Origin of the sequence: Rhizobium sp. SU303, assembly GCF_021052345.1 — a bacterium.
In the GTDB taxonomy this organism is placed as follows: Bacteria; Pseudomonadota; Alphaproteobacteria; order Rhizobiales; family Rhizobiaceae; genus Rhizobium; species Rhizobium laguerreae.
The window spans coordinates 270513-293338 of record NZ_CP088097.1 but is presented as its reverse complement, the minus strand read 5'-3'; the positions used below and the strand labels follow the sequence as shown (position 1 = coordinate 293338).

Genomic DNA, 22826 nt, shown 5'->3' with positions numbered 1-22826 from the left:
AGCGGTTCACGGCGTGCTGCTTACGCCTTCTCGCGGAACATCTCGATGATCGCGGAAAAGTCCCTCCCCCCATGTCCTAGCTTCTCGAAGAGCGCATAAAGCTGCGCTGCTTCCGCGCCGAGTGGCGTGGAGGCGCCGCTCGCCAGCGCCGCTTCCTGTGAAAGCCTCAAATCCTTCAGCATCAGAGCCGCGGCAAAGCCTGGCTTGTAGTCATTGTTCGCCGGCGAGGTCGGCACCGGTCCGGGCACCGGACAATAGGTGTTGATCGACCAGCACTGGCCCGACGAGGTCGATGCGACGTCGAACAGCGCCTGATGCGAGAGGCCGAGCTTTTCGGCGAGCACGAAGGCTTCACAGACGCCGACCATCGAGATGCCTAATATCATGTTGTTGCAGATCTTCGCTGCCTGGCCGGCGCCGGCCTCGCCGCAATGGACGATCTTCTTTCCCATAGCCTCGAGGATTGGTTTTGCCTTGGCGAAGGCGTCTTCCGAGCCGCCGGCCATGAAGGTCAGCGTGCCCGCGGTCGCCCCGCCCGTGCCGCCGGAGACCGGGGCGTCGAGCGACAGGCAGCTGGCGGCCTTGGCCATCTCATGCGCCTTGCGACTGCTTTCGACATCGATGGTCGAGCAATCGATGACCAGCGTGCCTTGCGCGGCGGACTGCAGGATATCGGTCCAGGCCGTCAGCACGTGTCTGCCCTGCGGCAGCATGGTGATGATGATCTCCGCGTCCTTGACCGCCTGGCTGGCATGGCTTGCCGGCTTGACGCCGCTCTCCTCGGCAGCCTTCAGCACCGAAGCCGCGAGGTCGAAACCGAAAATCTCGTGACCTGATTTGACCAGATTGGCGGCCATCGGTCCACCCATGTTGCCGAGGCCGATGAATGCGATCCTTGCCATGATCTTCTCCTATCGATTGTCTTCGAGGATCATCGCAGCCGCCTTTTCGGCGATCATGATGGTCGGCGAATTGGTGTTGCCCGAGGTGATCGACGGCATCACGGAGGCGTCAGCGATCCTGAGCTTGCCGAGCGCCCGAAGCCTCAGCCTGGGATCGACAACGCTGTCCCTGTCGGCGCCCATGCGGCAGGTGCCGACGGGATGAAAGATCGTCGTGCCGATCTCGCCCGCCGCCCGCTCCAGATCGGCCTCCGTCTGATAGGCAGGCCCCGGCTTGAATTCCTCCGGCCTGTAACGAGCAAACGAAGGCTGCGCGACGATCCTGCGCGTCAACCGTATTGAACGAACAGCTATGTCACGATCGCGCTGCGTCGAGAGGTATTTCGGGCTGATCGTCGGCTGGGCGGCAAAATCGGGGCTCGACAGATGCACCGAACCGCGGCTTTCCGGCCTGAGATTGCAGACGCTAGCGGTGATCGCCGGAAAAGGATGAACGGGATCGCCGAACTTTTCCAGCGAGACCGGCTGCACATGATATTGCAGGTCGGGCGTTTCCCGGTCCGGACCCGATCGGGTGAAGATGCCGAGTTGGCTCGGCGCCATCGCCATCGGTCCGGAGCGGCGGACGAGATATTCGAGCCCGATCGCCGCCTTGCCGATCAGCTTCGTCGCCTTCTCGTTCAACGTCGGAACCCCCGTCACCTTATAGGCCAGACGCAGTTGCAGATGGTCTTGCAGGTTCTCCCCGACACCCTTGACCTCGGTGACGACCTCGACGCCCGCATGTCTGAGAACCTCCCCCTTGCCGATCCCCGACAGTTCCAGGACATGCGGCGAGCCGATAGAACCGGCTGATAGGACGGTTTCTTTGGCGGCATAGGCGCGTTTTGCCACGCCACGATGTTGGAACTCGACGCCGGCAACGGCGCCTCCCTCCACCAGCAGCCGCCGGACCTGCGCCTTGGTGAGCACGGTGAGGTTGGAGCGCCTCATCGCCGGCCGCAGGAAGGCCTTCGACGTGTTCCAGCGAATGCCGGAGCGCTGGTTGACGTCGAAATAGCCGGAGCCCTCGTTGCTGCCGCGGTTGAAATCCGCGGTTTCCGGAATGCCGGCTTCCCGGGCCGCTTGCTGGAAGGCATCGAGCACCGCCCAGCGCACGCGCGCCTTCTCGATGCGCCATTCGCCGCCGGCACCATGCATCTCGTCTTCGCCGCGATAAAAGTCCTCGGACTTACGGAAGAAGGGCAGAACATCATCCCAGCCCCAGCCGCTGCAGCCCATCTGCCGCCAGAGGTCGTAATCGCGCGCCTGGCCACGCATGTAGATCATGCCGTTGATCGATGAACAGCCGCCGAGAACCTTACCGCGCGGATAGCTCAGCGCCCGGCCGTTCAACCCTGCTTCCGGCGCAGTGGTGAAGCACCAGTCGGTGCGCGGATTGTTGATGCAATAGAGATAACCAACCGGAATATGGATCCAGTGATAGTTGTCGCTGCCGCCGGCTTCGAGCAGCAGCACCCGGCTCCGGCCATCGGCAGACAGCCGGTTGGCGAGCACGCAGCCGGCGCTGCCTGCCCCGATGATGATGTAGTCGTAACGATCCATGCCCCGCACGAGACTCCAGATGCTTGCCGCTTCCCCCTCCCCGCAGCACGGGGAGAGGAAGAGTCGCAGCGCCGCCGCCCGTCTCTTTTCCCGGAATAGAGGGTTTCTTTCCCGAGAAGAGAGAGGCCCGCCCGTTCAGCGGCGATAGACGAAGCCCAGTTTCCGCCCTAGCCGCGAGGCGTAGAATTCGCCGATGATGCCGCGGCGGAAGATCAGCACGCAGACCATGAAGACGATGCCGGTGATGATCGTCACCGGGAATTCCGAGGTGGCGAGGTAATTTTCCAGCACCACCACCAGCCCGGCGCCGAAGAGCGGGCCGATCAGCGTGCCGATGCCGCCGAGCAGCGTCATCAGGATCACCTCGCCCGACATCTGCCAGCCAACGTCGGTCAGCGTCGCGAACTGGAAAACGATCGATTTCACCGCGCCCGCGAGCCCTGCAAGCGCCGCCGACATGACGAAGGCGCCGAGCTTGTAGCGCGCTACGGAATAACCGAGCGAGATCGCCCGTTGTTCGTTCTCGCGGATCGATTTGAGGATCATGCCGAAGGGCGAATTGATAAAGCGCCAGATGATCAGGATGCCGACGAGAAAGACGGCCAGCACGAAATAATACATGTTGATCGAGATGTTCAGATCGATGAAGCCGAAGAGGTGGCCGCGCGGCACCGACTGAATGCCGTCCTCGCCTTCGGTGAATTCCGCCTGCAGGCAGAAGAAGAAGAACATCTGCGACAGCGCCAGCGTGATCATCGCGAAATAGATGCCTTGGCGGCGGATGGCGAAGAAGCCCATGACGAGCCCGAGAAACGCCGCACCCGCCACGCCGATCAGGATGCCGAGTTCCGGCGGCAGGCCCCATTCCTTCACCGTATAGGCGGTGAAATAGGCAGCTCCGCCGAAGAAGGTGGCATGGCCGAAGGACAGCAGGCCGGTATAGCCGAGCAGCAGGTTGAAGGCACAAGCAAAGAGCGCGAAGCAGAGCAGCTTCATCAGGAAGATCGGATAGAAAAAGAACGGCGCCAGCAGCAGGAGCAGCAGCCCGGCGAGCAGGAAACCCGCCTGCACCGAAAGGGCGGTCCGGCTTTTGTCCGTTCGGATGGTTTCGGTGATGTCAGCCATGTCAAGCATCCCGTCCGAAGAGGCCCGCGGGCCTGATGAGAAGCACGATCGCCATGATGACGAAGATCACGATGTTGGACGCCTCGGGATAGAAGACCTTGGTCAGGCCCTCGGCAATGCCGAGCACATAACCGGTGATTATAGCGCCCATGATCGATCCCATGCCGCCGACGACGACCACGGCGAAGACGACGATGATCATGTTCGAGCCCATCAGCGGCGAGACCTGGTAGATCGGCGCCGCCAGCACGCCGGCAAAGGCGGCAAGGCCGGCGCCGAGCGCGTAGGTGAACGTCAACAGCACCGGCACGTTGACGCCGAAGACCTGCACCAGCACGGCGTTTTCAGTGGCCGCCCTGAGATAGGCGCCGAGCTTGGTCTTCTCGATCAGTAGCCATGTGCCGAGGCAGACGACGAGCGAGACGACCACCACCCAGCCGCGATAGATCGGCAGGAACATGAAGCCGAGGTTGGCCCCGCCGGCAAGGGCCGCCGGCGTTGCATAGGGCTGGCCGGAAGAGCCATAGAGATAGCGGAAGGTGCCCTCGACCGAGAGCGCCAGCCCGAAGGTGAAGAGCAGGCCGTAGAGCGGATCGAGATCGTAGAGCCGGCGCAGGAACAGCCGCTCGATGATTGCACCGGCAAGGCCGACGATAACGGGCGCCAGGATCAATGACGGCCAGTAGCCGATGCCGGCATAAGTCAGCAGCAGATAGGCGACAAAGGCGCCGAGCATATATTGCGCGCCATGGGCGAAGTTGATTACCCGGAGCAGGCCGAAGATGATGGCGAGGCCGAGGCTGAGCAGCGCATAGAACGAGCCGTTGATCAGGCCGATCAGCAGCTGGCCGAACAGCGCCTGCAGGGGAATGCCGAAGATCATCGTCATCTGGTCACACTCCCAGGACCTTGTGCAGCGTATCCATACGCTGCGGCAGTTCACCGACCGGGAATTCCGACACCATCTGCCCATGATCCATCAGATAGAAGCGATCGGCAATACGGCTGGCGAAACGGAAATTCTGCTCGACGAGCAGGATCGTCATGCCGCGTCCTTTCAGCGTCTGCAGCACCTCGCCGATACGCTGGACGATAACGGGGGCAAGCCCCTCCGTCGGTTCGTCGAGAATAAGCAGCCTGACGCCGGTGCGCAGGATTCGGGCGATCGCCAGCATCTGCTGCTCGCCGCCGGATAGCTTGGTGCCCGGGCTGCCGCGGCGCTCGTAAAGGTTCGGGAAGAGCTCGTAGATCTCGTCGAGGGTCATGCCGCCCCCTGCCACGACAGGCGGCAGCAGCAGGTTTTCCGAAACGGTCAGCGTCGAGAAGATGCCGCGCTCCTCCGGCACGAAGCCGATGCCCCGATGCGCCGTCTTGTGCAGCGGCACCTGCATCATATCGCTGCCGTCAAAACTGATCTTGCCCTTCCGGGCCCGCACGATGCCGGTGATGGTGCGCAGCGTCGTCGTCTTGCCGACGCCGTTACGGCCGAGAATGGTGATCGTCTCGCCTTCGGCCACGCGCATGTCGACGCCGTGCAGGACATGGCTTTCGCCGTACCAGGCATTGAGCCCCTGGACTTCGAGGAGAGTGGCCATCAATGCTCCTCCGTGCCCATATAGGCCACACGCACGCGCTCGTCCTGGCTGACAGTGGCATAGTCGCCCTCAGCGAGGATCTCGCCGCGCTGCAGCACGGTGACATGCTGGCAGATATTGGCGACGACGGAGAGATTGTGCTCGACCATCAATACGGCGCGGTCGCGGGCGACCTCGCGGATGATCGAGGAGACGACGCCGACATCCTCCTGCCCCATGCCGGCCATCGGTTCGTCGAGCAGCAGCACCTTGGGATCGAGCGCCAGTGTGGTGGCGATCTCCAGCACGCGCTTGCGGCCATAGGAAAGATCGGCGGCGATGTGATCGCGCTCCTTGGACAGCCCGACGCTGGCGAGCAATTGCTCGGCGCGCTCGTTCAGTCGGTCGAGTGCGGAAAGCGGCCGCCAGAACTGTGTGGAAAGATTGTTCGGCCGTTGCAGCGCCACACGCACATTGTCGAGCACGGTCAGATGCGGGAAAACCGCCGAGATCTGGAAGGAGCGGACCAGCCCCATGCGGGCCACCTTGTCGGGCGGCGTTTTCGTGATGTCTACGCCCATCAGCGTGATCGTGCCTGCTGTCGGCTGCAGGAACTTGGTTAGCAGGTTGAAGACCGTCGTCTTGCCGGCGCCGTTCGGGCCGATCAGCGCATGCACGCTTGCGTCATGCACATCAAGATCGACGTTCTTGACGGCCGTGAAGCCGCCGAAATCGCGGCGCAGGCCGCGGGCGGACAATACCACCCGCGGCTTTTCCTGAGTTTCAATTGCGGAAACCGCCATCGTGCTTACTTCACCAGATTGCAGCCGCTCTTGGCGGGATCGATATAGGCTTCCTTGCCGGGAATGGTGGCGAGCACGTTGAAGTAATCCCACGGCTCCTTGCTCTCGGAAGGCTTCTTGACCTGCAGCAGATACATGTCGTGGATCATGCGGCCATTGGCGCCAACCGTGCCGCCGCGGCCGAAGACGTCATCGACCGGCATTTCATGCAGCTGCTTGGCGACGGCTTCCGTTTCGTCGGTGCCGGCCTTCTGCACCGCTTTCAGATATTGCGTCACCGCCGAATAGGTGCCGGTATGGACCATGTTCGGCATCTTGCCGGTACGGGTGAAGAACTTCTTGGCAAAGGCGCGGCTTTCGTCGTCGCGGTTCCAGTAATAGCCTTCCGTCAGCGTCAGCCCCTGCGCCGCCTCGAGGCCAAGGCCATGCACTTCGGCGAGCGTGAAGAGCAGCGCCGCCAGATGCTGGCCGCCCTGGGTGATGCCGAATTCGGCCGCCTGCTTGATGGCGTTCGAGGTGTCGAGGCCGGCATTGGCAAGACCGATCACCTTGGCGCCTGATGATTGCGCCTGCAGCAGGAAGGACGAGAAGTCCTGGCTCGACAGCGGATGGCGGACGGCGCCGACGACCGTACCGCCACTCGACTTGACGTAATCGCTGGTCTGCTGCTCCAGCGAGTAGCCGAAGGCATAGTCGGCGGTCAGGAAGAACCAGCTGTCGCCGCCCTGCTTGACGAGCGCGCCGCCGGTGCCGACGGCCAGTGCATGCGTATCGTAGGCCCAATGGAAGCCATAAGGCGAGCAGGCCTTGCCGGTGAGATCCGTCGTCGCCGCACCGGTGACAATGTCGATCTTCTTCTTCTCCTTGCCGATCGCCTGCACGGCGAGCGCCACAGACGACGTCGTCAACTCCATGATCGCATCCACCTGCTCGGTATCGTACCACTGGCGGGCGATGTTGGAGGCGATATCCGCCTTGTTCTGATGGTCGGCATTGACGATCTCGACCGGCACATCAAGCACCTTGCCGCCGAAATCCTCGACTGCCATTTGGGCGGCTTCGACGGAGGACTTGCCGCCGAAATCGGCATAGACGCCCGACTGATCGTTCAGGATACCGATCTTGACCTTGCCGTCGGTCGCGCTCTGCGCGAGCACCGCAGTGCTGCTCGCAAGCAGAAATGCAACTGATGCAATGAGATTCTTACGCATATTCTCTCCTCCCAGAGATTGGCCAGATTGCGGATCTGTTCAAATTTGGCCAGTCGTCCTCCTCAGAACGACGGACCCTCACCTTACGATCACGGAAATTCCGCCCTGAGGCAACGGGTGATTTACAACTAATTCCAAACAGTATCTGTTCGTTTTTGAACAGAGAGGATCGCGATGAACAATCCACCGCAGTTTACTTGGGACGATCTGCAGTTTTTTCTAGCCGTCGCCCGCACTGGACAGCTGTCGACGGCGGCCCGCCAGCTGCGCTCCAGCCATGCCACCGTCTCACGCCGCATCGACCGACTGGAGTTCACCCTCAAGGTCAAGCTGTTCGAGCGCAATCCGCGCGGCTACGTCTTGACCGCCATGGGCACGCGCTTTGTCGAGACGGCCGAGAAGATGGAGCAGGAGACCGAGCGGCTGCGCGCCGATCTTGCCGCCGGCTCGATGGCGCAGCGCGGCCTGGTGCGGCTCAGCGCACCGGAGGGTTTTGCCAATTTCTTCTTCGCAACCGTGCTGCCGCAGTTTGCCGCCCAGCATCCGCATCTGTCGCTCGAACTGGTGACGATCCAGCAGATCATGTCACTGTCGCGCAAGGAGGCCGATCTTTCCGTCGTTCTCGACGAGCCGAAGGGCGGGGCTTATTTCGCCGAGAAGCTGACCGACTACCACCTGCAGGTCTACGGCTCGCGCGACTATCTGGCGAAGGCCGCGCCGATCACCTGCCGGGACGACCTCCTTGAGCATCCCTTCGTCAGCTATATCGAAGAAATGATCTTCGCGCCGGGCCTGGATTATCTCGGCGACGTGCATCCGCGCATCAAGCCGCAATTCCAGAGTTCCAGCATCTTCGCGCAGCTCACTGCCACCCGAAACGGCCTCGGCCTCTGCATCCTGCCCTATTTCTTCGCCAGCCGTTACCCCGAACTCGTACGCGTGCTGCCCGACGAGATCGACCTCAAGCGCCATTACTGGATCACCTGCCACCGCGACCTGAAACAGGCGCCGCGCGTGCGCGCCGTCATCGATTTCCTGCGCGAGGCGGTGCACGGCGAGGATGCGCGCTTCGTGCCGCCCTATGTCACCGCCGCCGGTCCGGCGCGCCGGGCAAAGGTGGAAACCTGACTACTTCAGGAATTCGGCCCGATGCGGAGTGAAAGTATCGATCAGCCGACCCTTTTCCAGCGCCTTGACGCCGTGGACCAGATTGGGGGGCACGATGAAGCTGCCGCCCTGTTTCAGCACCTCGGTCCGGCCATCGATCGTCACTTCGAAACTGCCTTCGGCGACGTAACTGGCCTGGATGTGCGGATGCGAATGAGCCGCACCCACCGCGCCGCTTTCGAAGGCCACTTCCACCATCATCATCTCGGGCAGATAGGTCATGATGCGCCTGACGACGCCGGGCTCGGGATTGACCCATTCGGCGCCTTCGGCCGATACGAACAGATCGCTTGACGACATTTCCGCCTCCTCGTTCCAGAATCGATCGTGGGCAAAGTGGATCATGCCGACGCTTTTGAAAAGATGGCGCGGCCTGTCTTTTCGGCTGGCGACTCTCTGTTGACGCGGTCGGCTGGCGGGTCTATGGCCAACTTGAGTGAGGCAAGCCTGAACTAAGGGTGAGGAGACGCCGCCATGCAGCATACGCGCGAGGTTTTCGACTGGGCCGATCCGTTCCGCCTGGTGGAGCAGCTGACCAGCGAAGAACGCATGGTGCAGGACACCGCCCACGCCTATGCGCAGGAAAAGCTTGCGCCCCGCGTTCTCGACGCCTTCCGCCATGAAAAGACCGATCCCGATATCTTCCGCGAAATGGGCGAACTCGGCCTGCTCGGCCCGACGATCTCGCCGGATTATGGCGGCGCCGGTCTCGGTTACGTCGCCTACGGCCTGATCGCCCGCGAGGTCGAAAAGGTCGACAGCGGTTACCGCTCGATGATGAGCGTCCAGTCCTCGCTCGTAATGGTGCCAATCGAAACCTTCGGTTCCGAGGCGCAGAAGCTGAAATACCTGCCGAAACTCGCCACCGGCGAATGGATCGGCTGCTTCGGCCTGACGGAGCCCGATCATGGCTCCGACCCCGGCTCGATGGCGGCACGCGCCAAAAAAGTCGACGGCGGCTACAGCCTGACCGGCTCGAAGACCTGGATCTCCAACGCGCCGATCGCCGATGTCTTCGTCGTCTGGGCAAAGACCGAGGACGGCCTCATCCGCGGCTTCATCCTCGAAAAGGGCTGGAAAGGACTTTCGGCGCCTGCGATACACGGCAAGGTGGGCTTACGCGCCTCGATCACCGGCGAGGTGGTGATGGACGGGGTCTTCGTGCCGGAGGAAAACCTTCTGCCTGATGTGACCGGCCTCAAGGGACCCTTCACCTGCCTCAACTCGGCCCGTTTCGGCATCGCCTGGGGCGCACTCGGTGCTGCCGAGGATTGTTATGCGAGAGCCCGGCAATATACGCTGGAGCGCAAGCAGTTCGGCCGGCCGCTTGCCGCCAACCAGCTGATCCAGAAGAAGCTCGCCGACATGGCGGCGGAGATCTCGCTCGGCCTTCAGGGCTGCCTGCGGCTTGGCCGCATGAAAGAGGAAGGCCATCCGCCGGTGGAGCTGACCTCGATCCTCAAGCGCAACAGCTGCGGCAAGGCGCTGGAGATTGCGCGGGCGGCCCGCGACATGCTCGGCGGCAACGGCATCTCCGACGAATTCGGCATCGCCCGCCATCTCGTCAACCTCGAAGTGGTCAACACCTATGAGGGCACGCACGACATCCACGCGCTGATCATCGGCCGGGCGATAACAGGCATTGCCGCCTTTGCGAACTAGCGCATCGGCCCGAAAATCGAAATCGATTTTCGGAAAGCACGAATGCGTAGATTCAAGGATGTTAGAGCGTCCTTTGTGCGTCCGAAAGGACGCACGGCGCTCTAATGCATGCCGCCCAAAAGTGTGCAGCGGTTTTGGGACAACGGCATGCATAAAACAGAGACCTAAAGCGCGTCGCATGATTGAGATTCGTTGCGACGCGCTTTAGCCCTTTGGCGCGAAAGGGCGAATTGCCACGCGCCTGACAATATGCAACCTTCCTGACGACGTAAGCGCCGGCAAAACGGGGGTCGTGCATGTTTCTGCTTCTTGCATTGCTGATTGGTGTCATTGCTGGGCTTCGCACGATGACTGCGCCCGCCGCCGTCGCCTGGGCCGCGGCGCTTGGATGGTTTGATGTCTCGCAGACGCCGCTTGCCTTCATGGGTTACCAGTGGACACCGTGGATCTTCACGGTTCTCGCCATCGGCGAACTGATCGCCGACCAGTTGCCCTCCACGCCGTCGCGCAAGGTGCCGATGCAATTCGGCGCCCGCATCGTCTCGGGCGCGCTGGCCGGCGCCACGATCGGCGCCGCCAGCAGCCTGCTCTTCGGCGGGCTGATCGCCGGCGTGATCGGCGCCGTCATCGGCACATATGGTGGCGCCGCCGTCCGCAGCAGGCTTGCCGCCTCCTTCGGCAAGGATCTGCCGGCCGCTCTCATCGAGGATGCCGTCGCCGTCATCGGCGCGGTGCTGATCGTGGGGGCCGTCGCATGAAAAGCTTCGACGCCATCGTTATCGGCGCCGGCCAGGCCGGCCCGTTTCTTGCCGCCAGGATGGTCGAAGAGGGCATGAAGGTCGCGCTGATCGAGCGCAAATTCCTCGGCGGCACCTGCGTCAATGCCGGCTGCATGCCGACAAAGACACTGGTCGCCAGTGCCCGCGCCGCCCATGTTGCAAGAAACGGCGCCGTTTACGGCGTCAATCTCCCGGGCGAGATCGCCATCGACATGAAGGTGGTCAGGGCGCGCGCCGAAACGGTGACCATGAATGCCCGCAACGGCCTGATCGGCTGGTTCGCCGGCATGGACGGCATGACCGTGATCTACGGCCATGCCTGCTTCGAGGGCCCGAAGACCGTCAGCGTCAACGGCGAGACGCTGACCGCACCGCGCATCTTCCTCAATGTCGGCGCGCGCCCCGTCATCCCCGAGCTATCAGGCGTCAGCGATATCGATTACCTCACCAGCACCTCGATCATCCATCTCGACACGCTGCCACGGCATCTGGCCGTGATCGGCGGCAGTTATATCGGGCTGGAATTCGCGCAGATGTATCGCCGCTTCGGCGCCGAAGTCAGCGTCATCGAGCATGGTCCGAAGCTCGCGTCGCGCGAGGACGAGGATATATCCGACGCGATCGCCGATGTCCTGCGCTCGGAGGGCATCGACATTCATACCGGCGCCAGCGACATCGCCTTTACCAAGAGCAGCGACGGAATAACGGTCGCCACCGATTCAGCGAGGATCGATGCGAGCCATGTGCTGATTGCCACCGGCCGCAAGCCGAACACCGACGATCTCGGCCTCGATGCCGCCGGAGTCATCACCGACAAGCACGGCTATATCACCGTCGACGACAGGCTTGCCACCAATGTCGACGGCATCTGGGCGCTCGGCGACTGTAACGGCCACGGCGCCTTCACCCACACCTCCTACAATGATTTCGAGATCGCCGCCGCCAATCTGCTCGACGGCGACGACCGCAAGGTCTCGAGCCGCATCATGGCCTATGCGCTCTATATCGACCCGCCGCTCGGCCGTGTCGGCATGACGGAGAAGCAGGCGCGCGCCTCGGGACTCAAGATCATGATCTCGACCCGGCCGATGAGCCGCGTCGGCCGCGCCAACGAGCGCGGCGAGACGAAGGGCTTCATGAAGGTGATCGCCGACGCCGAGACTAAAAAAATCCTCGGTGCGGCGATCCTTGGCATCGAAGGCGACGAGGTGATCCACGGCATCATAGACGCGATGAATGCGGGAACGACCTATCCCGCATTGCAATGGTCGGTGCCGATCCATCCGACGGTGTCAGAGCTGATCCCGACACTGCTTGGGGATTTGAAGCCGGTTCAGCTATGAATTGATGCTTCGAAAGCGATAGCTGGAGGCGGGCTGAGTGTCTATCGAACTGCTGATCGAGCACTACGGCCTGTTGGCGATATTTCTGGGTGCGGCCTTCGAAGGCGAAACAGCGGCCTTCCTAGGCGGCGTGATTTCCCACCGCGGGCTGCTGACCTATTGGTCGGCGTCGCTTGCGGCTACGGCAGGATCCTTCGCCGGCGATCAGTTCTGGTTCTTCGCCGGCCGTTATGCCGCTCGATGGGGTCTCGTCCGCCGGCTGATGGAAAGGCCGGCGCTGGCGCGCGCCACCCGGCTTCTGGAAAGATATCCCACAGGCTTCATCCTTGCGTTTCGTTTCCTGGTGGGATTGCGGACGATCAGCCCGATGGTCATCGGGACGACGCGAATAGCGACCGGTAAATTCGTCATCCTGAATGCCGTGGCCGCGTTGGTATGGGGGCAGTTGTTCACGGCGCTCGGCTATCTCTTCGGGCACGGCATCCAACAGACATTGGGCCACCTTCCCCTTCATCGTCATCTGCTGATTGCAATCGGAGCCGCGGCTGTCGTCGCAGCCGCGGCTCTTGCCTTTCGCAAGATGAAACTGAGCGCCAAGCACTCATAGAAGCGCTGTAGCGCCCTACTCCATCACGATCTGCAGCTTCACGTCGCTCGGTCGGGCCTCGACAGCGCGATCAAAAGCCGTGATCGAATCCTCGAACTTAAAGGTCTCGGAAATCAGCGGCTTCAGATCCACGCGTCCCGAGCCGAGCAGCGCGATCGACCGCTCATACTGGTGCGCGTAGCGGAACACCGTCTCGATGCGGATTTCCTTGGTGGATGCCGTCGAGACGTCGAAGCCGATCGGGTTGACCGGCAGGCCGACGACGACGATGACGCCGCCGGGGCGCGGCAGCGCCATGATCGTCTCCCAGGCCTTCGGCGAGCCGGAGCATTCGAAGACGACATCGGCGCCCCAGCCGTCGGTCAGCCTGCTGACCTCTTCGGCCAGGTTCTTCTCGCGGATATTGACCGGAATGACGCCCTGGTACTGCGCGGCGATATCGAGCTTCGGCTGGGCGAGATCGGCGACGATGGCGCGGGCGCAGCCGCCGGCAAGCGCCGCGATCGCCACCATCGTGCCGATCGGCCCGGCGCCTAGGACGACGGCAGTATCACCCGGCGTAATCTTCGCCTTGGTGGCGGCCTGCATGCCGACGGCGAAGGGCTCGACCATGGCGCCTTCGGCGAAGCTGACATTGTCGGGCAGCTTGAAGGTGTAGTTGGCGGGATGCACGACCTCCGCCGTCAGCACGCCGTGGATCGGCGGGGTCGCCCAGAAGGTCACGGCCGGGTCGATATTGTACATGCCGAGCCGGCTTGCTTTGGAGTTCGGATCGGGAATGCCGGGCTCCATGCAGACGCGGTCGCCGACTTTCAGATGCGTGACGCCGGCGCCGACCTCGACCACCGTTCCCGCCGCCTCATGGCCGAGCACCATCGGCGCGTTGACGACGAAGGGGCCAATCTTGCCGTGCGTGTAATAATGCACGTCCGAACCGCAGACGCCGACCGTGTGGATCCTGATCTTCACCTCGCCGGGGCCGGTTTCGAGCGGCAGATCGATATCGCGGAGCGCAAGCTCATGCTGGCGCTCGAGGACAAGCGCGCGGACTTTGGTCATCGTCGGTTTCCTTCCCTAGTGGCTTGCCCATGACTCCATCGGGCAGCGTTGAAGCCGACTATAGAGCCCGGAGCCTTCCCAATTCAACCAGATTGCGAAGGCTTTTGCTCAACAAATGATAAAATGCTCACGCGGATTTGCCGGAGGATCCAGCACCGGCAGCGGCCGGTCCAAAAACTGCACCAGCCTGGTCCGACGGCGAGCGGCCCCGCAAGGGCATTTATAAGATTTTTATATAGATGGCCTGTCGTCCGTCTCGAACCTTTATGCCCTTCGGCTCCATATTGATGGCCGAGAGATTGAAAAGATCATCTCCACGCCAGAAAGCATGAAAGGCGGCCTCCCAGCGCCCTTTGTCTTGTCTGACTCCAAGAAGAACAACAGGAGTCACGATCATGATGGATATCATTCTACTCGGCACCGCGATCATATTCTTCGCGCTGTGCTTTGCCTACACCCGAGCCTGCGACAGGCTTTGACAGGAGAAGCGACGATGACCCTCGATTATGTCTTGAGCGGTGCCGTAACCGTGTTTCTCACCGTTTACCTCACCTACGCTCTCCTTCGCCCAGAACGCTTTTGAAGAGAACTGGCGCTTCTGAGGTCGCCCATGCGCGACCGAGAAGCAGCCGGGAATTGAAAGTTACCCCAAATGACCCTCAACGGATGGCTTCAGATCCTGCTTTACTGCGGGATCGTCCTCGTGCTCGTCAAACCGCTCGGCGGTTACATGACGCGTGTCTACAATGGCGAGCGCACATTCCTCTCTCCGGTCCTCGTTCCGATCGAACGGGGGCTTTACCGTATTGCCGGCACCAGCGAGCGCGAGGAACAGCACTGGACCTCCTATGCTTTCGCGATGCTGATGTTCAACCTGCTCGGCGTCCTCGTCCTCTACGCGCTCCTGCGCCTGCAGGACATCCTGCCCTATAATCCGGCCGGCATGGCCGCCGTCCCGCCGGAGCTTTCATTCAATACCGCCGTCAGCTTTCCCACGAACACCAACTGGCAGAATTACGGCGGCGAAAGCACCATGTCGTATCTGACCCAGATGGCCGGCTTCACGGTGCAGAACTTCCTGTCGGCCGCGACCGGCATGGCGATCGCTGTCGCCTTCATCCGTGCCTTCGCACGAGCGTCGGGCAAGGCGATCGGTAATTTCTGGGTCGATATGATCCGCGGCACATTCTACATCCTGCTGCCGATCTGCATCGTGCTGACCATCGTCTACGTCTATCTCGGCGTGCCGCAGACGCTTGGGCCCTATGTCAATGCGACCACGCTCGAAGGCGCGCAGCAGACGATTGCCGTCGGCCCCGTCGCCTCACAGCTTGCGATCAAGATGCTCGGCACCAATGGCGGCGGCTTCTTCAACGCCAATTCGGCCCATCCATTCGAAAATCCCGACGCGATCTCCAACCTCATCCAGATGGTCTCGATCTTCGCGATCGGCGCGGCTTTGACCAACGTCTTCGGCCGCATGGTCGGCAACCAGCGCCAGGGCTGGGCGATCCTTGCCACGATGGGCGTGCTGTTCATCGCCGGTGTCGGTATCACCTATTGGGCCGAAGCTGCCGGCAACCCGCTGATGCATGCCTTCGGTCTTGGTGGCGGCAATATGGAAGGCAAGGAGGTCCGCTTCGGCGTCGCCCTGTCTTCGCTCTTTGCCGTCATCACTACGGCCGCCTCCTGCGGCGCGGTCAATGCCATGCATGGCAGCTTGACCGCGCTTGGCGGCCTCATCCCGCTGATCAACATGCAGCTCGGCGAAGTCATCGTCGGCGGTGTCGGCGCGGGCTTCTACGGCATCCTGCTGTTCATCATCGTCGCCGTCTTCGTCGCCGGCCTGATGGTCGGCCGCACGCCGGAATATCTCGGCAAGAAGATCGAGGCGAAGGAAATGAAGATGGCCGTTCTCGCCATCCTCTGCCTGCCGCTCGCTATGCTGGTCTTCACCGCGATCGCCACGGTGCTGCCCTCCGCCGTCGCCTCGATCGGCACCGCCGGCCCACACGGCTTCTCCGAAATCCTCTATGCCTACACGTCGGCGGCAGCCAATAACGGCTCGGCTTTCGGCGGCCTGACGGGCAACACGCCCTGGTACAACGTGACGCTCGGTATCGGCATGCTTGCCGGGCGCTTCCTGGTCATCATCCCGGCCCTTGCCATCGCCGGCTCGCTGATCGCCAAGAAGACGGTTCCAGCCTCGGCAGGCACCTTCCCGACGGATGGTCCGCTCTTCGTCGGCCTGCTTGTCGGCACGATCCTGATCGTCGGCGGCCTGACCTTCTTCCCGGCCTTGGCGCTCGGACCTGTCGTCGAGCACCTGGTCATGATCGCCGGCCAGACCTTCTGAGGTGATGCCATGATCCTCCGTCACAGGCTTCGCAACGCCTTCCACCCTCGTCCCGGTGCGCCGGGGCGGGGGAATGGCCCGAGACCCCAAGCCTCCGACATCATCCTGGTGATGATGGCAGGCCTCCTCGTCATCGCCGCCATCTTCAAAATCCTACAGGGCTGACCGGCTTCCGGTTCGCCATCCTCGTTTCAAAGCTGGAGTCTCTTATGAGCCAGGCAAAATCCGCGAGCGTCATGGATTCTCGCATCCTCATTCCGGCCGTGGGGGCCGCTTTCAAGAAGCTAAACCCCCGCGCACTTGCCAGAAACCCGGTCATGTTCGTCGTGGCCACCGTCTCGGTGCTGACCACCGTGCTCTTCCTGCGCGATCTGGTGGCGGGCAACGGCAATCTCGGCTTCTCGTTCCAGATCAATCTCTGGCTCTGGTTCACCGTGCTGTTTGCCAATTTCGCCGAAGCCGTCGCCGAAGGCCGCGGCAAAGCGCAGGCGGATTCGCTGCGCAAGGCGCGCACCGAAACCCAGGCCAAACTGCTCACCGCCAATGGCAGCGGCTATCGCATGGTGCCGGGCACCTGCCTCAAGGTCGGCGACCTCGTGCTTGTCGAGGCCGGCGATATCATCCCGTCGGACGGCGAAGTCATCGAAGGTGTGGCCTCCGTCAACGAAGCGGCGATAACAGGCGAATCCGCCCCTGTTATCCGCGAATCCGGCGGCGACCGCTCGGCCGTCACCGGCGGCACGCAGGTGCTGTCCGACTGGATCCGCGTCCGCATCACCGCCGCTGCAGGCTCGACCTTCATCGACCGGATGATCGCGCTCGTCGAAGGTGCGGAGCGCCAGAAGACGCCGAACGAGATCGCGCTTAACATCCTGCTCGCCGGCATGACGCTGATCTTCGTGCTCGCCACCGCGACGATCCCGAGCTTTGCCATCTATGCCGGCGGCTCGATACCGATCATCGTGCTCGTCGCCCTCTTCGTCACCCTGATCCCGACGACGATCGGCGCGCTGCTCTCGGCAATCGGCATTGCCGGCATGGACCGTCTCGTCCGCTTCAACGTGCTCGCCATGTCCGGCCGCGCGGTCGAAGCCGCCGGCGACGTCGACACGCTGCTGCTCGACAAGACCGGCACGATCACGCTCGGCAATCGTCAGGCGACAACCTTCCGCCCGGTTCGCGGCGTTTCCGAACAGGATCTCGCCGATGCCGCCCAGCTAGCCTCGCTTGCCGACGAAACGCCGGAAGGCCGCTCCATCGTCGTACTCGCCAAGGAGAAATATGCGATCCGCGGCCGCGACATGGCAAGCCTGAAAGCAACCTTCGTGCCGTTTACCGCCCAGACCCGCATGAGCGGCGTCGATCTCGAAGGCGCCTCGATCCGCAAGGGCGCGGTCGATGCCGTGCTGGCCTATGTCAACGGCGACGCATCCTCGAAAAACGGCAGCGAGGTCGTGCGTGAACTGCAGTCGATCGCCGACGAGGTCGCCAAATCAGGCGGCACGCCGCTCGCCGTTGCCCGCGACGGCAGGCTGCTCGGCGTCATCCAGCTGAAGGACATCGTCAAGGGCGGTATCCGCGAGCGTTTCACCGAGCTCCGCCGCATGGGCATCCGCACCGTGATGATCACAGGCGATAACCCGCTGACGGCAGCCGCCATCGCCGCCGAGGCCGGCGTCGACGACTTCCTCGCCCAGGCAACGCCGGAGATGAAGCTGGCGCTGATGCGCGAGGAACAGGCGAAGGGCAAGCTCGTCGCCATGTGCGGCGACGGCACCAACGATGCGCCGGCGCTTGCCCAGGCCGATGTCGGCGTCGCCATGAACACCGGCACGGTCGCCGCCCGCGAGGCCGGCAACATGGTCGATCTCGACTCGGACCCGACAAAGCTCATCGAGATCGTCGAGATCGGCAAACAGCTCCTGATGACGCGCGGCGCGCTGACGACGTTTTCGATCGCCAACGACATCGCAAAATACTTCGCCATCATCCCGGCGATGTTCCTGACCTTCTACCCGCAGCTCGGCGTCTTGAACATTATGGGGCTTTCGACGCCGCAAAGCGCCATCCTCTCGGCGATCATCTTCAACGCGCTGATCATCATCGCGCTGATCCCGCTGTCGCTGAAGGGTGTGCGCTACCGTCCGATCGGCGCCGGTGCGCTGCTGTCGCGCAACCTGCTGATCTATGGTGCCGGCGGCATCATCGTCCCCTTCATCGGCATCAAGGCGATCGACATGGCTGTCGCAGCCCTCGGCCTTGCCTAAGGCCTGGAGCCATCCCGGTTCCGAGAGGATCGGAACCGGAGCTCTTCGCAAAAGAACACTCCAAGGAGTAAGACAATGTTGAAAGAACTTCGTCCGGCAATCGTCATGATCATCGCCACCACCGTCATCACCGGCCTGCTTTATCCGCTCGCCATGACGGGTGCTGCCCAGGCCCTCTTCCCGACCCAGGCGAACGGCAGCCTGATCGAGAAGAACGGCCAGGTGATCGGCTCGACGCTGATCGGCCAGGCCTTCACCAGCGACAAGTATTTCCACGGCCGCCCCTCGGCCGCCGGCGACGGCTACAATGCGGCTGCCTCCAGCGGTTCAAATCTCGGCCCGACCAGCCAGAAGCTGATCGACCGCGTCAAGGGTGACTACGAGGCAGCCAAGGCGGCGAACCCGACGGCCGACGTCCCCGCCGACCTCGTCACGGCTTCGGGCAGCGGCCTCGATCCCCATATCTCGCCGGAAGCGGCCTATTTCCAGGTACCGCGCGTCGCCAAGGCACGCAGCATGGATCAAGCCAAGGTCAAGGCACTGGTCGACGGCGCCGTTCAAGACCGCGAGATCGGCATTCTCGGCGAACCCACGGTCAATGTTCTGGCGTTGAATCAGACCCTTGATGCTTCTATGACTCAGTGAGTTTGCCAGGCTGGGGGCGAGTTTGGCGAAAAGGCCAACCCCGCTCTCCGTCATCCTCGGGCTTGACCCGAGGATCCATGCCCGTGGCTGCTGACGGATGCGGCTTGATGCTCGGGTCAAGCCCGAGCATGACGGAGGGTCGGGCTGACGGAAGGAGCCACTCACGGAGCAGACGACCGTGTCAGGAATGCCATGCGTCAGCTAAACCAAACAATGCCGACCACTCGGCCGAACTGACTTGATGAGGGACCGGGAACTAGCGCCCGCCCCGGCAGCCATCTGCAGAAAGACCATACGCATGCCAGAGGACAATCGCGACCAGGCCGGCAGGCCCTCGCCCGATGCGCTTCTCGAAAAAGCCCGGGCTGAGACGCGCGGCCGTCTGAAGATCTTTCTCGGAGCGGCCCCCGGCGTCGGCAAGACCTACGAGATGCTCGTCTCCGGCCGTGCCAAGATCGCCGACGGCCTCGATGTCGTCATCGGCGTCGTCGAGACCCATGGTCGCAAGGAGACCGAAGCGCTTGTCGCCGGCTTCGAAATCATCCCTCGCGTCGAAATCAGCTACAAGGGCCGGCCGCTTGAAGAAATGGACCTCGACGGCATCCTCGCCCGCCGGCCGGATCTCGTGCTGGTCGACGAACTCGCCCATACCAATGCCGAGGGTAGCCGCCATCCGAAGCGCTACCTCGACGTCAAGGAATTGCTCGATCGCGGCATCAACGTCTATACGACGCTGAACATCCAGCACGTCGAGAGCCTGAACGACGTCGTCTCGCAGATCACCCGTATCCGCGTGCGCGAGACGGTGCCGGACTCGATCATCGACCTTGCCGACGACGTCGAGATCATCGACCTGACGCCGGATGATCTGATCAAGCGCCTGCATGACGGCAAGGTCTACATGCCGCGCACTGCCGAGCGGGCGCTGACCAATTATTTCACGCCAGGCAATCTGACGGCGCTCAGAGAACTTGCGCTGCGCAAGACCGCCCAGCGCGTCGACGACCAGTTGCTCACGCATATGCAGGCCCATGCCATATCAGGCCCCTGGGCGGCGGGCGAACGCGTTCTCGTCTCGGTCGACCACCATCCGCGCTCCGCTTCGCTGGTGCGTTATGCCGCCCGCATGGCCTCGCGGCTGCGCGCGCCCTGGGCTGCCGTCTATATCGAGACCAACCGCTCGATCAATCTCACCGAAGCCGAGCGCGATACGGTCGCCGCCACACTGCGCCTTGCCGAGCAGCTCGGCGGCGAGGCGATCACCCTTCCCGGCCGCGAAGTGGCCGAAGAGCTCGTCCGCCACGCCACCGCCAACAACGTCACCCACATCGTCATCGGCGCCCCGAAGAAACCGACTTGGCGCGACTGGTGGAGCCGCTCGATCACCGACGAGCTGATCCGCAAGACCGGCGAGATCAGCGTCCATGTCATTTCAGGCAACGAGAAGGACGGCACCACCGCGCGTGGCGTCAGGGCTGCGGCGGTTGCGCCTGAGCTGGATTTCAGGGCCTACCTGCTGGCAACCGGTTATGTCGCCATCGCGCTCGGCGTCAGCGTCGTGCTCGACCAAGTGCTCGACGTGCGCAACCTCGCCCTCGTCTTCCTGATGGCGGTGCTGACCTCCGCCGTCCTCCACGGCCTGCGGCCGGCCCTTTACAGCTGCATCCTCAGCGCACTGTCTTTCAACTTCTTCTTCCTGCCGCCACGCTACACGCTGACGATCAGCGATCCGGAAAGTGTGCTCGCCCTCTTCTTCTTCCTGGGCGTCGCCATCATCGCCAGTAACCTGACCGCGACCGTGCAGCGCCAGGCGGCCGCCGCCCGCCAGCGGGCGCGCACGACTGAAGACCTCTATCTCTTCTCGAAAAAGCTCGCCGGCACCGGCACGCTCGACGACGTGCTCTGGGCGACGGCCTTCCAGCTCGCCTCGATGCTGAAGGTCCGCGTCGTGCTGCTGCTGCCGGAAGAGGGTAGCATTGCCGTCAAGGCCGGTTATCCCCCTGATGACACGCTGGACGACGCCGATATCGCCGCCGCCCGGTGGGCCTGGGAGCACAATCATGCCGCCGGCCGCGGCGCCGATACCCTGCCCGGCGCCAAACGCCTCTATGTGCCGCTCCGAACCGGGCGCACCGCTGTCGGTGTCATCGGCCTCGACAGCGACCGCCGCGACGGACCGCTGCTGACGCCGGAGCAACAACGGCTGCTCGATGCGCTGGCCGACCAGGCGGCCCTTGCCATTGAACGCATCCAGCTCGTCGCCGATGTCGACCGGGCAAGACTTGCGGCCGAAGCGGACCGGTTGCGCTCGGCCCTGCTGACATCGATTTCGCACGACCTGAAGACGCCACTTGCCGCCATCCTCGGCGCCGCCGGCACGCTGCGCGATTATTTCGCCTCGATGCCGGAGGAGGATCGCAGCGACCTGCTGTCGACCGTCGTCGACGAATCCGAACGCCTCAACCGCTTCATCGCCAACCTGCTCGACATGACCAAGATCGAATCCGGCGCGATGGAGCCGAACTCCGCGCTGCATTATGCCGGCGATATCGTCGGCAGCGCGCTGCGCCGTGCCGCAAAGATCCTCGACGGCCACAAGGCCGAGATGAGCATCCCCGCCGACCTGCCGATGGTGCGCGTCGATCCTGTCCTGTTCGAGCAGGTGATCTTCAACCTGCTCGACAATGCCGCGAAATACGCGCCCGAGGGATCGGTGATCCATATCGGCGGCTGGGCCGATGCCGACAACGTCGTCGTGCAGATTTCGGACGAAGGCCCGGGCATCCCGCCGGCCGATCTCACCCGCGTCTTCGACACCTTCTACCGCGTACGCAAGGGCGATCAGGTGCGCGCCGGCACCGGGCTTGGCCTTTCCATCTGCCGCGGCTTCATCGAGGCGATGGGAGGCACGATCACCGCCGGCAACCGGACGGGCCGTTCGGGCGCCGTCTTCACCATCCGCCTGCCGAAACCCACCGACATTCCGAAACTGGATGAACTCAGATGACCGGTTCAGCCGTCAAAATCCTCGTCGTCGACGACGAGCCTCCGATCCGCAAGCTGCTTCGCGTCGGCCTGACCGCGCAGGGCTACGAAGTGCAGGAGGCGCCGAGCGCCAGCGCCGCCCGTCAGTCGGTCGCCGACGACATGCCCGACCTCATCGTGCTCGACCTCGGTCTGCCCGACAAATCAGGCTACGACCTGCTGCAGGAGTGGCGCGACGAAGGGCTTTCCATGCCCGTCGTCATTCTCTCCAGCCGCACCGACGAGGCCGGCATCGTCAAGGCGCTGGAAAGCGGCGCCGACGATTACGTCACCAAGCCTTTCGGCATCAACGAGCTCGGCGCCCGCATCCGCGTGGCGCTGCGCCACCGCCTGCAGCAGCAGGGAGAAAAGGCGATCTTCCAGACTGGCGGGCTGTCGATCGATCTCGTCAAGCGCATCGTCAAGGTCGACGGCATGGAAATAAAGCTGTCGCCGAAGGAATACGACATCCTGCGCGTGCTCGCCCAGCATGCCGGCAAGGTGCTGACACACCAGTTTCTTCTAAAGCAGATATGGGGGCCGGCGGCTGACGTGCAGTATCTGCGCGTCTATGTCCGGCAACTGCGGCAAAAGATTGAGCAGATTCCGGACCAGCCGCACTATATCACCACGGAGACCGGCGTCGGCTACCGGCTCAGGGAACCGGACTGACGTCCCTTCGCTCCCGCTGCCCGAA

The 22826-nt window shown here is 63.0% G+C and carries 21 protein-coding genes; 12 read left to right on the top strand and 9 right to left on the bottom strand.

Annotated elements, in window-relative coordinates:
• Positions 1-20: 20 nt before the first annotated feature.
• The 7 genes from mmsB to RlegSU303_RS30280 form a co-directional block, all read right to left on the bottom strand.
• A complete protein-coding gene (gene mmsB / locus RlegSU303_RS30310; protein ID WP_094088668.1) occupies positions 21-902 on the bottom strand; it encodes a 3-hydroxyisobutyrate dehydrogenase in 882 nt (293 codons plus the stop codon).
• Between the two features lie 9 nt (positions 903-911).
• The gene (locus RlegSU303_RS30305) at positions 912-2507 is read right to left on the bottom strand and encodes a GMC family oxidoreductase (protein ID WP_131623196.1); all 1596 of its coding nucleotides are present in this window, start codon (positions 2505-2507) and stop codon (positions 912-914) included.
• Positions 2508-2642: 135 nt separating this feature from the next.
• Positions 2643-3632, bottom strand: a complete 990-nt coding sequence (locus RlegSU303_RS30300; RefSeq protein WP_017958011.1) for a branched-chain amino acid ABC transporter permease — start codon at positions 3630-3632, stop codon at positions 2643-2645.
• A gap of 1 nt (position 3633) precedes the next feature.
• A complete protein-coding gene (locus tag RlegSU303_RS30295; protein ID WP_017958010.1) occupies positions 3634-4521 on the bottom strand; it encodes a branched-chain amino acid ABC transporter permease in 888 nt (295 codons plus the stop codon).
• A gap of 4 nt (positions 4522-4525) precedes the next feature.
• Positions 4526-5227: an ABC transporter ATP-binding protein gene (locus RlegSU303_RS30290; RefSeq protein WP_065283788.1), complete on the bottom strand. Its 702-nt coding sequence runs from the start codon at positions 5225-5227 to the stop codon at positions 4526-4528.
• A complete protein-coding gene (locus RlegSU303_RS30285) occupies positions 5227-6009 on the bottom strand; it encodes an ABC transporter ATP-binding protein (RefSeq protein WP_017958008.1) in 783 nt (260 codons plus the stop codon). Before RlegSU303_RS30285 ends, RlegSU303_RS30290 begins: the two co-directional genes overlap by 1 nt.
• Positions 6010-6014: 5 nt before the next feature.
• Positions 6015-7220, bottom strand: a complete 1206-nt coding sequence (locus RlegSU303_RS30280; protein WP_077980144.1) for an ABC transporter substrate-binding protein — start codon at positions 7218-7220, stop codon at positions 6015-6017.
• 174 nt (positions 7221-7394) lie between these two features.
• Between RlegSU303_RS30280 and RlegSU303_RS30275 the strand changes: the two genes are divergently transcribed.
• Positions 7395-8348 carry a LysR family transcriptional regulator gene (locus RlegSU303_RS30275; RefSeq protein WP_017958006.1) on the top strand — a complete coding sequence of 318 codons (954 nt, stop codon included), beginning with the start codon at positions 7395-7397 and terminating at the stop codon, positions 8346-8348.
• Here RlegSU303_RS30275 and RlegSU303_RS30270 read toward each other — a convergent pair whose 3' ends face one another.
• Positions 8349-8687, bottom strand: a complete 339-nt coding sequence (locus RlegSU303_RS30270) for a cupin domain-containing protein (protein WP_026158390.1) — start codon at positions 8685-8687, stop codon at positions 8349-8351.
• A gap of 174 nt (positions 8688-8861) precedes the next feature.
• Between RlegSU303_RS30270 and RlegSU303_RS30265 the strand changes: the two genes are divergently transcribed.
• From RlegSU303_RS30265 to RlegSU303_RS30250, 4 genes are all read left to right on the top strand, one after another.
• Positions 8862-10049, top strand: coding sequence for an acyl-CoA dehydrogenase (locus RlegSU303_RS30265; protein ID WP_017958004.1), 1188 nt, complete (start codon positions 8862-8864; stop codon positions 10047-10049).
• A 296-nt stretch (positions 10050-10345) separates the two neighbouring features.
• The gene (locus RlegSU303_RS30260) at positions 10346-10807 is read left to right on the top strand and encodes a DUF4126 family protein (protein ID WP_017958003.1); all 462 of its coding nucleotides are present in this window, start codon (positions 10346-10348) and stop codon (positions 10805-10807) included.
• Positions 10804-12171 carry an FAD-containing oxidoreductase gene (locus RlegSU303_RS30255; RefSeq protein WP_179040199.1) on the top strand — a complete coding sequence of 456 codons (1368 nt, stop codon included), beginning with the start codon at positions 10804-10806 and terminating at the stop codon, positions 12169-12171. The genes RlegSU303_RS30260 and RlegSU303_RS30255 overlap by 4 nt, the downstream gene beginning before the upstream one ends.
• Positions 12172-12208: 37 nt before the next feature.
• Positions 12209-12778, top strand: coding sequence for a DedA family protein (locus RlegSU303_RS30250; protein ID WP_017958001.1), 570 nt, complete (start codon positions 12209-12211; stop codon positions 12776-12778).
• A 15-nt stretch (positions 12779-12793) separates the two neighbouring features.
• Here RlegSU303_RS30250 and RlegSU303_RS30245 read toward each other — a convergent pair whose 3' ends face one another.
• Positions 12794-13837: an NAD(P)-dependent alcohol dehydrogenase gene (locus tag RlegSU303_RS30245; protein ID WP_017958000.1), complete on the bottom strand. Its 1044-nt coding sequence runs from the start codon at positions 13835-13837 to the stop codon at positions 12794-12796.
• A 493-nt stretch (positions 13838-14330) separates the two neighbouring features.
• Here RlegSU303_RS30245 and RlegSU303_RS30240 point away from each other — a divergent pair, with 493 nt between their 5' ends.
• The 7 genes from RlegSU303_RS30240 to RlegSU303_RS30210 all read left to right on the top strand — a co-directional run bounded on the left by RlegSU303_RS30240 (position 14331) and on the right by RlegSU303_RS30210 (position 22801).
• Complete coding sequence (locus RlegSU303_RS30240) at positions 14331-14420, top strand: K(+)-transporting ATPase subunit F (protein ID WP_003547774.1); 90 nt, start codon at positions 14331-14333, stop codon at positions 14418-14420.
• Positions 14421-14489: 69 nt separating this feature from the next.
• The gene (gene kdpA, locus RlegSU303_RS30235; protein WP_231283910.1) at positions 14490-16193 is read left to right on the top strand and encodes a potassium-transporting ATPase subunit KdpA; all 1704 of its coding nucleotides are present in this window, start codon (positions 14490-14492) and stop codon (positions 16191-16193) included.
• Positions 16194-16202: 9 nt separating this feature from the next.
• Positions 16203-16358, top strand: a complete 156-nt coding sequence (locus RlegSU303_RS30230) for a hypothetical protein (RefSeq protein WP_003547764.1) — start codon at positions 16203-16205, stop codon at positions 16356-16358.
• A gap of 44 nt (positions 16359-16402) precedes the next feature.
• The gene (kdpB, locus tag RlegSU303_RS30225; RefSeq protein WP_231283909.1) at positions 16403-18460 is read left to right on the top strand and encodes a potassium-transporting ATPase subunit KdpB; all 2058 of its coding nucleotides are present in this window, start codon (positions 16403-16405) and stop codon (positions 18458-18460) included.
• Between the two features lie 75 nt (positions 18461-18535).
• Entirely contained in the window at positions 18536-19105 is a 570-nt protein-coding gene (gene kdpC, locus RlegSU303_RS30220; RefSeq protein WP_131720238.1) for a potassium-transporting ATPase subunit KdpC, read from the top strand.
• 298 nt (positions 19106-19403) lie between these two features.
• Entirely contained in the window at positions 19404-22112 is a 2709-nt protein-coding gene (locus RlegSU303_RS30215; protein ID WP_231283908.1) for a sensor histidine kinase, read from the top strand.
• Entirely contained in the window at positions 22109-22801 is a 693-nt protein-coding gene (locus tag RlegSU303_RS30210; protein WP_168277243.1) for a response regulator transcription factor, read from the top strand. The genes RlegSU303_RS30215 and RlegSU303_RS30210 overlap by 4 nt, the downstream gene beginning before the upstream one ends.
• Positions 22802-22826: the final 25 nt, after the last annotated feature.